Source organism: Shewanella sp. 10N.286.52.E4 (assembly GCF_041468785.1).
GTDB lineage: Bacteria > Pseudomonadota > Gammaproteobacteria > Enterobacterales > Shewanellaceae > Shewanella > Shewanella electrodiphila.
Genome location: NZ_JBFRJJ010000001.1, coordinates 38,022 through 48,256, shown reverse-complemented (window position 1 = coordinate 48,256; position 10,235 = coordinate 38,022). Strand labels below are relative to the sequence as shown.

10 protein-coding genes are annotated in these 10,235 nt (G+C 39.6%); 6 read left to right on the top strand and 4 right to left on the bottom strand.

All coding sequences use genetic code 11. The annotated features are described in order from the left end of the window. The first annotated feature begins 296 nt into the window (after window positions 1-296). Window positions 297-2,336, top strand: a complete 2,040-nt coding sequence (fusA, locus tag AB4153_RS00210; protein ID WP_371995917.1) for an elongation factor G — start codon at window positions 297-299, stop codon at window positions 2,334-2,336. Window positions 2,337-2,620: 284 nt separating this feature from the next. Continuing rightward, a complete protein-coding gene (locus tag AB4153_RS00205; RefSeq protein WP_371995916.1) occupies window positions 2,621-3,547 on the top strand; it encodes a 4'-phosphopantetheinyl transferase superfamily protein in 927 nt (308 codons plus the stop codon). A 109-nt stretch (window positions 3,548-3,656) separates the two neighbouring features. On the opposite strand, the gene queF is transcribed toward AB4153_RS00205, so the two are convergent. After that, entirely contained in the window at window positions 3,657-4,511 is an 855-nt protein-coding gene (gene queF / locus AB4153_RS00200) for an NADPH-dependent 7-cyano-7-deazaguanine reductase QueF (RefSeq protein ID WP_102527864.1), read from the bottom strand. Window positions 4,512-4,570: 59 nt separating this feature from the next. On the opposite strand from queF, the gene syd reads away from it, so the two are divergent. Further along, a complete protein-coding gene (gene syd / locus AB4153_RS00195) occupies window positions 4,571-5,218 on the top strand; it encodes a SecY-interacting protein (RefSeq protein ID WP_371995914.1) in 648 nt (215 codons plus the stop codon). A 168-nt stretch (window positions 5,219-5,386) separates the two neighbouring features. Here syd and AB4153_RS00190 read toward each other — a convergent pair whose 3' ends face one another. Beyond that, the gene (locus AB4153_RS00190) at window positions 5,387-6,160 is read right to left on the bottom strand and encodes a Zn-ribbon-containing protein (protein ID WP_371995913.1); all 774 of its coding nucleotides are present in this window, start codon (window positions 6,158-6,160) and stop codon (window positions 5,387-5,389) included. A gap of 195 nt (window positions 6,161-6,355) precedes the next feature. Further along, window positions 6,356-6,691: a hypothetical protein gene (locus AB4153_RS00185; RefSeq protein ID WP_102527867.1), complete on the bottom strand. Its 336-nt coding sequence runs from the start codon at window positions 6,689-6,691 to the stop codon at window positions 6,356-6,358. A gap of 194 nt (window positions 6,692-6,885) precedes the next feature. Here AB4153_RS00185 and AB4153_RS00180 point away from each other — a divergent pair, with 194 nt between their 5' ends. After that, window positions 6,886-7,272, top strand: a complete 387-nt coding sequence (locus AB4153_RS00180; RefSeq protein WP_102527868.1) for a DUF3192 domain-containing protein — start codon at window positions 6,886-6,888, stop codon at window positions 7,270-7,272. A 68-nt stretch (window positions 7,273-7,340) separates the two neighbouring features. Here the strand turns inward: AB4153_RS00180 and AB4153_RS00175 are convergent, their stop codons facing one another. Beyond that, window positions 7,341-7,571 carry a DUF2789 domain-containing protein gene (locus tag AB4153_RS00175; protein ID WP_102527928.1) on the bottom strand — a complete coding sequence of 77 codons (231 nt, stop codon included), beginning with the start codon at window positions 7,569-7,571 and terminating at the stop codon, window positions 7,341-7,343. A gap of 131 nt (window positions 7,572-7,702) precedes the next feature. Between AB4153_RS00175 and AB4153_RS00170 the strand changes: the two genes are divergently transcribed. Beyond that, window positions 7,703-8,332, top strand: a complete 630-nt coding sequence (locus AB4153_RS00170) for a GNAT family N-acetyltransferase (RefSeq protein WP_248954656.1) — start codon at window positions 7,703-7,705, stop codon at window positions 8,330-8,332. A gap of 145 nt (window positions 8,333-8,477) precedes the next feature. Next, entirely contained in the window at window positions 8,478-8,813 is a 336-nt protein-coding gene (locus AB4153_RS00165) for a DUF962 domain-containing protein (protein ID WP_229367452.1), read from the top strand. The last annotated feature ends 1,422 nt before the right edge of the window (window positions 8,814-10,235 follow it).

Sequence of the window (10,235 nt, the reverse complement as noted above, 5' to 3'; positions counted from 1 at the left end):
TTTGTTCATCTTCATTATTAGTGTTTTAGCATAAACGAGCATGCAGAGTACCTGAGGTTTCAGGTCGATACAATCACCCGAAACTAATTAATCACTGATACGACCAGAACTAGCTAACACTTGTAAGCTGAATGGGTGATTTTGTTATGAAAAATGGGGTCGGTGTAAAGACTGATCTAGGTCAATTTATTCACTTTCTTTCAGTCGTATACTGGTTTGAGTGCAAATAATAGGCAGCTGTAAACATACAAAGACAAAATATGGATAGTTTAATAATGTGAACAAAGGAGGCCATCATGGCTGAGTTTACCACTGAGCAAATCCGCAATCTGGCAGTGCTCGGACACACTGGCGCAGGGAAGTCCTCATTACTTGAGGCATTACTCTTTAGCGCTGATGCAATCACTTTAAAAGGCAGGGTCGATAAGGGTACAAATCATGCTGATTTCACTGCCCAAGAAAAATCCCACCGCCACAGTTTAGAACCTTCCTTTTTAAATCTTGATTATCAATCGCATCACATCAATTTTATCGATACTCCTGGATTACCTGACTTTTTTGGTCGTGCACTATTACCCTTCCCCGGCGTTGAGTCGGTGTTATTGGTCGTCAATGCCGGTGTCGGCATTGAATCTGTCACTAAACGCGCTTTTGAAGCTGCGCGCCGTCAAGGTAAAGCGGTGATCATTGCGATTAATCATATGGATGGCAATGAAACAAACGTGTCAGAAGTGATGATGGATATTCAGCATCAATTTGGTCATCGCTGTTTGCCGGTTAATTTACCTCATACCAATGCTGATGGCGTTGTGGATTCAGTCGTTGATTGTTATTTACATTGTGATGAAACCACATCGACGCTATTCAGTCGCCCTACCCAAGCCAGAGATGAGCTAGTCGATACCGTATTAGAAGAAGATGAAGCCTTAATGGAGCTTTATCTCGAGCAGGGGGAATCACTAAGCCCTGAGCAATTACATGCACCATTAGAAACAGCATTAAGAATGGGGCACCTAGTGCCAGTTTGTTTTACCAGTGCTGAGCAAGATATTGGTATTGGCTCGTTATTAGAAATGCTGATTAAATTAATGCCTAGCCCGCTTGAAGCTAATCCACCACAGTTTATTAAAGGGTTTGGTGATGATACTAAGCCAGTTAATGTCACACAAAAAGCCTCAGACCATGTTTTAGCTCATGTATTTAGGGTGGCGATAGATCCGTTTTTTGGACGTATGGGGGTTTTCCGCTTGTATCAAGGTACGATTTCTGTGGGAATGAAATTGTTTATTGGTAGCGGTCGTAAGCCGTTTAAAGTGTCTCATTTAATGAAGTTGCAAGGTGACAAACAAATCAATGTGAACCAAGCGTTACCAGGAGATATCTGCGCCATCGCTAAATTGGAAGAATTGACAGTAGGCGCAGTGCTGCATGACAGTCATGATGAAGATGAATTCCATTTACCGGAGCTCAAATTCCCGCAGCCTATTTTTGGCTTAGCGGTATCTGCAAAACGCCGCGGTGATGAGCAAAAAATATCGGAAGTGTTACATAAGTTAGTGGCAGAAGATCCTAGCTTGCAAATCAGTCGCAATGAAGCTGAAGGCCAAACAGTATTGCAAGGACAAGGGGATTTACATCTGCAAATTGCATTGGAAAAAGCGCAGAATCTATTTAATGTTGATATGGAAACCGACATTCCTGCCATTGCGTATCGGGAAACCATTATGGGCGAGGCTGAATTTCGTTATCGCCATAAAAAGCAATCTGGTGGTTCAGGCCAGTTTGGTGAGGTTGAGTTAAAAGTTGAGCCTCTTGCTCGTGGGCAAGGTTTTGAGTTTGTCTCTAAAGTCGTGGGTGGCTCGGTGCCTAGTCAGTATATTCCAGCAGTTGAGAAGGGCGTTCGTGAAGCCATGCTCGTCGGAGAGTTAGGAGGATACCCGCTGCAAGATATCAAAGTGACCGTGCTTGATGGCAAGCATCACAGCGTTGACTCAAAAGAAATAGCCTTTGTTATGGCAGGTAAAAGAGCTTTTATGGAGGCAGTGAAATTAGCGCAACCTGTAATGTTAGAGCCGATAGTTGATATGAATATTCAAGTAGCGCAAACCCATGTCGGTGAGATCACCGGTGACATTAGTTCTGCCCGCGGTATTGTGTGTGGCACACAGGCTAACAGTAAAGGTTTAGTGGAAGTTAATGTAGAAGCGCCGCTAGCCAATGTGAGTAACTATTCTACTCGGCTAAAATCGATGACCGGAGGAGATGGTCAGTTCTCGATGCAATTCAGTCGTTACGATGTATTGCCACAAAAAGAGCTCAAGGCTGTGGTTAGTTAGCTTATAAGTCAATTAACGCGTTAGTTGATAAAAGCTCTCTTTGATATAAGCTTTCTTTGATAAAAGTACTCTTTGATAAAAGTACTTTTTGATATAAGCGTAAATCTATTCAAGCATTAGCAGGTTAATTGCTTGAGTAACTCTTGCAATACCTATTGACCGAAAAATAAAAGGGTTAAGCTTGGCTTAGCTCTTTTTTATTGCAACAAACAGATAGGCTGCTAGTTGAAACAAGCCCCTAAAAAAAGCGACAATACGCTATTGTTACTCTGTGTGAGCTTAATTTGCAGTCTTCTACCACCATTCAACTGTTTTATTGTTCTCTTAATACTGATTTACTCGATGATTGTAGTGCATCTATCGTGCGTTCATGGCTGCCTGAAAATGAACTGATTAAAGTCGATCGCTTTATTCAACAATCAGCCAGGGAACAAGGTTTGATGGTACGTGGATATTTACGTGCAGTGTTGTCCAAATTTGCAGATATTACGCCACAGCAGTGGCAATTTGAATATGGTGAGAAGGGGAAACCAAGGTTATCAGCTGCGCAATATAAGCAAACGGGAATTCAGTTTAATGTCAGCCATAGCGGTGAGTGGCTGTTGATTGGCGTGATCCAAAATGCGATTGATTCTAATACTATTGCCTTTAAGAGTGCAGACTCAGTGATTGCAGAAGAGTTTGGTGTTGATTTTGGCGTTGATATAGAACGACGCCGAAACAGTACTAACATTCATGCCATTTTACATCACTACTTCTCATCCCCAGAAGAATCTGCGTTATTGGCGTTACCGGAAAATCAGCAGAGAGAGCGCTTCTTTGATTTATGGTCTTTAAAAGAATCTTACATAAAAGCCAAAGGCCTAGGCTTGGCATTATCACTTAAATCGTTTGCATTTGACCTCAAGAACCTACAATTTTGTCCTTTGCCAGTTTCACATGAACCATTGTCAGTTACTCATAAAGTGCCAGATGCGCATATGACGTCAAGTACTTATAAGTTACTAAACAAGGAGTTGTTATTGTCTGATAACATTCCACTGAGTTTGCTGTGTGAAACCGACACAAAGCAATATGTCACCGCATCCAATTGGCAATGTTATTTAGGCAGGATTGATCAAACATACCGATTTGCGATCAGTGTCGGTTGCGGGGCTGAAAATAAGGTTGTTGTGAAGGCTAAACAAGTTAACTTTTCCGACATCTTTTGAGCTTAGAACAGCAAAAAAGTATCGAATAACAAAAAACGCATTTTGCTTAGATTGTAAGGCGGCAATTCACTTGCCGCGCTTAATCCGTTTTTATTTGTCACTACACAGCTTACTGTCTAGCTAAACGGTGAGTTTCTGGTGGCTGCTCAAAGTCACTTCTGAATGGATTAATATCTAAACCACCACGACGTGTATAGCGGGCATAAACCGTTAGTTTTGTGCATTCACAATAGCGCTTTAAATCGGTAAAAATACGCTCGACACATTGCTCATGAAACTCGTTATGCTGGCGGAAAGAAATTAAATAGCGTAGCAGTTTTTCACGGTCAATTTTAGGGCCTTGATAACGGATCATTACGCTGCCCCAATCAGGTTGTGAGGTGATAAGGCAATTGGATTTTAGCAGGTTTGAAGTCAGCGTTTCTGCTACGTGTTTATCATCAGTGCTGTTTTCAAGATACTCAGGTTTAAACTGATAGTCATCTACTTCAATATCAAGCTCGTCAATACAGTGACCCGGCAATTCAACAATACGCTGGGTATTAAAATGCTTTGGCTCAATGACTTTGACGCTAACGTTACCATTAGCACAGAGGCTTAAGTCGGTAACTAATGTTTGCTGCACTTGTTCAACACTGTCAAATCGTGTCTGATTGTAGCTGTTGAGATATAGCTTAAAAGATTTTGATTCGATTAAATTATCACTTTCAATCGCTAAGTAAACTTCAATAATAGCGACCATGGGCTTACCCTTGGCATTTAGCCAAGACAGCTCGTAACCTGTCCAAATATCAGCACCTTGAAAAGGAAGCGTATCAGTTAATTCAATGGCATCGCGATTCAGTTTACGAGGAACCCCTTGCAGCAGTGAAGCATCATATTCTGCTTGATATTGCGTCGTTTGGCCTAAAGTGAGTCCTTTAAGTGCCTCTGCATCACTATAGGGGTCGTGATTGTGTGTCATCTAGTCTGTTTCCGTGTCAAAATAGACTTATATTATAACCCAAAATTGGAGCATCTTAAGTGTCTTGTTCAACTTCATTGGATCATTTTTCTAGCCGTTATATTCAAGCTTATCAGGATGTATTAGGCGAGTTTCCCCGTTATTTCCCACTTGGGCAAGGATCCGCCTGCATTGAAGGTAAGTATGATCTTGAATCAGATGAAGCCGTTTCCTGGAAGGCTGTTAAACGTAAAAATAGCTCTGATTTCAGTAATGTAGAACACGCTTTAGAGCTCAAATTACATCAAGATATTAATGCATTTTATGGTGAGTATTTTTCTGCGCCTTTGTATTTTGATTCAACATGGGGTGAGGGGGAATTACTCCAAGTTTGGAATCAGCAAGACTTTGAATCTTTGCAACAAAATGTGATCGGTCATCTCATGATGAAGAAAAAGCTTAAGCAAGCGCCAACTTGGTTTGTGGGTGTATTAGGTGATGGTGACCAAATGATCACCGTAAATAATGAAGACGGCAGTGTGTGGATTGAAATTCCTGGTAATAAACCTAAAGACAAGCTGGCTGACAGTTTAGCCGAATTTATCGATGCATTATCGCCGCGGGTTATGCCGCCAGTTGCGCCTATTGTTGAAGACAATTATGTCGCTCACCCTGGAATTTGGCAGCGAATGAAGATGATGTGTAATGATTTACTGAAACGTAAATGATCAATCAGCGCGTTTAGCATGATGTGAAAATAAAAGCCTGACTTACTCATTATAAGTCAGGCTTTTTTGAACCGCAGGCTTATAGCCTAAGAGGTTATTAATTAAGAAGCTATTAGCTAAGGGCTTATTAGCTAAAGGCTTATTAGTTAAGGGCTTATGAGTACAAGCTTACTGATGATCCCAAGAAATATTAGACACGATTCGACAAGGCTCACATCGAAAATGGAACATATCGAGTAATGGCTCATCTAAACGCCATTCCTTCGAGCCACATTTAGGACAAGCTCGTTCTTTCTCTTTGGCTAGGCTTTCACCACCTACACGATATAAGTAATAGTAGGTTGGAATTTTAGTGATAAATTCGACTCTGCCGCGTATATCCCAACCGCGTCTAAATAGGTCGCTTTTATGGCTGGTGATTTCTTCTAGAGCGGCAAACTCAGCTTGAGTCGCTGCAGCCATTTGTAATTCATCACAGGCTTGCCACTCTGTTTGCCAGCGGATCACTCTTTTGTGGTCGCCATTAAATGTGGCAGGGATTTGATATAACGGAATAGGTAACAAGTTATCGCCGCTACGTAGTGGCGAACACATATGAACATAACTGGTATAAAGCACCTGCCAACTTGGTACTTCTTCATTACTTTGTTCTGAATTAATGTCTTGGCCAATGTACTTCTCACGTGGCGCAAGTAACTTTGCTTCAGTCAATTGCAGTAAAGCTTGTTTAGTCCAAGGGCTGTTATGACGGCTCGATAAGCTGGTTTTTTCCGGCATTAACAATCTGACTTTAAACTCACCTTCGTTAAATGCAACAGCGAATTCTCTTCCTAAAATTTGACCGTTTGCTCTTAATGATTCGAGGTAATGGTTAATGGCTTTCTCGGCTGCGGTTATCGTGGTATCCGCAAAACATTCAAATCTGAGCTCTGTGACAAACATGGGGTTTCCGTTCAATTCTTGGGCTGTAAAATGACAAGGTTCCAGTGCACTAAATCAATGTGAGTGCACTAAGTCAACGTGAGTGTACTAAATCAATGTGAGTGTACTAAGTCAATGTGAGTGCACAAGTTAAGGCACTAATTTTGTGTCAGCAGACTCATTTATTTAAATGAAAATACTGTTGTACTTCAATCGTTATTGTTTATTTTCAAGCTGTAAAACACGCTTTTCTAGTGATTCTATTTTAGCTTCAAATTCAATTTTCATTTGCTGCATTTGAGCCATTAATTGTTGCTCAATCATACTAGGTGCATCATTTGTTGCTTGTTTAGTTGTTTCAAGCGCATCGCCTAAGTCTGGCAAGGTTTGCCATTGCTCTTTCGGAATGGCTTTGAATTGCTGTAAGCCTTGAATAAGAATTGGCATAGGTACTCGGCCACCTAATTTCCCCTTAATCAATGCCATTGTCGGTGTATGACCATTCATTGCGATAGTTTTTGCCGCTGCGAGGACCTGTTCGATTGGACTCATAATTGGTGAAAACCCTCAATATTGATTAGTGAAAATGCTCAACCGCCAATTAGATATTTATAAAACTTAATAAAATCAATTGTATAAATTTTGGCACGGTTTTAGCTTAATGATAATTGACAACATTATAACGTATCTCAAAAGCAGTTTGAGTAGTAATTACGTGAGAATCATTTTAATAAAAGGGAAGTATCATGAAAACAAAATTGGGTTTAGCATTTTTAATGGCTGTGAGTAGCCTTTCTTTGAGTGGTTGTGTGTTGAATGTTGGTGATCATGAAGGTAATCGTAGTGATTCTTACTGGGAAAAACAGCAACAAACTAATAGAACTAACTTATCAAAATTAACCATTGGTATGGCGCGCGATCAAGTCACTATTTTAATGGGCACAGCAGATTTTAGTGAAGCTTACGTGACTCAAGCAGATGCTGAAAGTCCGAAGAAAGAAGTGAATGTGCTTTTCTATCGTACGCAGTGGAGTAAAGGCGATGGCAAAACTACCAAAGATGAATGTACCCCAGTAGTCATAAGTGACAATAAATTAGTGGGTTGGGGTGAAACTGCGTATCAAAAGATTTAATACCAGCCATTAGTTGAGTAAGTTTTTATCAATATTTTATGGCTATGCAATTTTAGATAGAATCTTAGCTATTGCCTTAAAAGAACGTCCAGTTGGTCCACGAGTTCAGACCACTGGGCGTCTTCTTTTAAACTCTCTTCTAAAAATGCTTTCTGAGCATGATTCCAAAAGCTTGCATCGGTTAATTTGGTATTGGCATCAATACTATGTTGTGACAGAAAAAGCTTGATACCGGCCTCTGTAGCATCTAAACCGAGTTGCTCAAATAAGTGTGCAAGCGTAGCTGAAGTCGTGTCCATAATAGTCCCGTTATTATGCTTAAATTTCGCGATTAAATTAACTTTAAGCGTAGGTGACTGCATTAAAATTGCAATATGTTTCAAACTTGTTAAGTTGTAACTATCAACTTGATTTAGCAATGAGTGAGAATATGGAACAGAACGTGTTGGCAGAGCATAAAGCCGTTTACTTAACGGCAGAAGACTTGCGAGTGGCAGCTTCGATTATTTATAACGCTTACCATGATGATCCTTTCTTTATTGAAGCACTTGCTACAACAAATCAGGCAAGTTACGAGCAAAAGCTTCGCGCAGCTATTCGTGAAGAATTGACGGAGCTTTGGCAGCAAGAACAACCTTTAATTGGTTGGTTCGATGGTGATCGCCTAATTGGCGTTGCATGTGTTATTACTCACCAAGTGCCGCTAGGGGAAAGCCGTTACTGGCATTGGCGCTTGAAAATGGTACTGGGAACAGGCTGGAATTCCACTCAGGCATTAATTAAAAAAGAACACAGCATCTTAGAAAGCTTGCCGAGTAAGCAATATGGGATCCTGCAATTTATTGCATTAACCCCTAATGAACAAAGTAAAGGTAACGGTGCAAAATTGATCGAAGCAGTATTAAGTTGGTGTGATGAACAGCCTGATTTAGATGGCATTGGGGTGTTTGTGAATAACCCTAAACATGCAGAGCTATTTGCCCGCGAAGGTTTTAATCATTTATCTGAACTTTCTATAGGTAGCGTAGATGGTGAAATATTAATTTATCCGAGTAAGTAAAAGCTTCAGTTAACAAGCTATTAGCTACCTATTATCTAACCATTAGCTAACTTCATGAAGTAGCTGATCGTTTAAGAAAAATTTTTGCGTTAATTTATATTATTACAATTAGCTTCGGTTATGGATGAAAAGATGAGTGACGGTTATGAATGAAAAGATAAGTGAAAAAAAGTATCAAGACTTTAAATCTTTTTATCCTTTCTATTTATCACAACATCAAGACACAACTTGCCGGAGACTTCATTATGTCGGCAGTGCCTTAATCATTGTGCTAATCATTGTTACTTTGTTGAATCAACAGTGGTGGCAATTATGGCTTTTGCCAGTTATTGGGTATGGTTTTGCTTGGGTAGGACACTTTGTATTTGAAAAAAATAGACCTGCCACATTTGAATATCCTTTATATAGCTTACTAGCCGACTGGGTGATGTTTGCACAAATGTTAAAAAAGCGCCTTGGTTTAGGCTCGCCTTCAAGCTAACTGTTACCTATGCTTGTGAGACTTATCTCACAGTAGTGTAGGTATTCTTTCGTTATGAGTTATCTAATTTCTCACCATTTAATTTAAAGCTAAATAAAAACAGGTACTTATGTATTTGGTTGTAATATTTACTTTGTGAATATTTTGTTTCAATGGTTTTTAGGCTGATTTCGAATTCAATTATTATTTACAATGAACTTATTAAGCAATCAATGAATTAATTGAGTGAGTTACAGGATGTAGCCACAATCAAAGTTAATTGAGTTAGTGCTTAAAGTGAATAAAAATGCTTTTTCATTAGTTTTGGATGAGCGTATCAATTTCAGGATGAAACTAGGACACGCTCAAGGAATGGGCATAAGCTCAGTTAATGATTAACTGAAACAAGGATGAACCTCATCAGGAAGATGAAGGATTGCAGGAAGCAAATACCAGGACGGTATATTAGGAGTTAGCCTCTCAGTCACAAGGATAGACTGATTCAAAGGAATGAACACTCAAGTAATACTCTTCAAGGGTAGTACAAGGAAATTGAGTTAAAAGGAAAATGGAGCAAGGAGCACGTTAGTCGCATGGATGGAGCAGGGAGCACAATTTAGCAGGATAGCTAACGAAGAGTAAAATGAGCGCAACCTTATTAGGTTGCGCTTTTTTATGCTTAATTGAAATCAATATTTATGCATGCCTACTTTTATACATGCTTACTTTTATGAATGCATGCCTGCTATGTAAATGTTAAATATGTAAGTCGGTCAAAAGACTTAGCTTCTTACTTTTCCACTCGCCTTGTGAGATATATCTCACAAGCGCTGTGAGACTTAGCGCTTTTAGATTGGCTTATTTGGAGCGTTTTTATTTAAGTTGTTGTATCAGTTAGTTTAATTTTTAGTTTGGCTTTTGCTGTTTGTTGCTGCTGTGTTAATTGCGTGTTTTGTGCATATTTATTTACTCACATATTGCTTAAAATAAGTGACAAGGAAGCAGATAAGCACAGGATGTGTTTAGTAGTTTTAAACAAAACTGCTGCTAATTAAGATTTTAGCAAGTGGCTGTAACATGAGACTGATTACAATAGATTGTTGTAATGGCTTGCTCAGGATGAACCCTAGTTATTACCTTAGTTATTGATGTTGCTCATCAGGATGATGACTTATAGCACATTAATTAAGTGGACGATAAAGCGTCGTTAAGGAAAACGACAGTGTTAATGGATGACACTGACATCAGAGATGATGAAAGACTTTATGGTGAAATGGATTTTAATGTTTGGACATCAGTAAAATGGATTTACGCTGTTAAGGATAACAGTGATTGCAATGGATGCAGATAATTGAAGCAAGGATGTCATGGAAGAACCCCAAGGATGATTTAAAGGACACGCTTAAGGATTTGAGCAGGCTCGGTCAAAGGATAATCGAGTAA

Coding starts and splice junctions, on each gene's coding strand:
- AB4153_RS00190 (WP_371995913.1), bottom strand. CDS start 6,160: ATGTTTGTCACAGAGCTCAGATTTGAATGTTTTGCGGATACCACGATA.
- AB4153_RS00170 (WP_248954656.1), top strand. CDS start 7,703: ATGGAACAGAACGTGTTGGCAGAGCATAAAGCCGTTTACTTAACGGCA.
- AB4153_RS00175 (WP_102527928.1), bottom strand. CDS start 7,571: ATGGACACGACTTCAGCTACGCTTGCACACTTATTTGAGCAACTCGGT.
- AB4153_RS00180 (WP_102527868.1), top strand. CDS start 6,886: ATGAAAACAAAATTGGGTTTAGCATTTTTAATGGCTGTGAGTAGCCTT.
- AB4153_RS00165 (WP_229367452.1), top strand. CDS start 8,478: ATGAATGAAAAGATAAGTGAAAAAAAGTATCAAGACTTTAAATCTTTT.
- queF (WP_102527864.1), bottom strand. CDS start 4,511: ATGACACACAATCACGACCCCTATAGTGATGCAGAGGCACTTAAAGGA.
- fusA (WP_371995917.1), top strand. CDS start 297: ATGGCTGAGTTTACCACTGAGCAAATCCGCAATCTGGCAGTGCTCGGA.
- AB4153_RS00185 (WP_102527867.1), bottom strand. CDS start 6,691: ATGAGTCCAATCGAACAGGTCCTCGCAGCGGCAAAAACTATCGCAATG.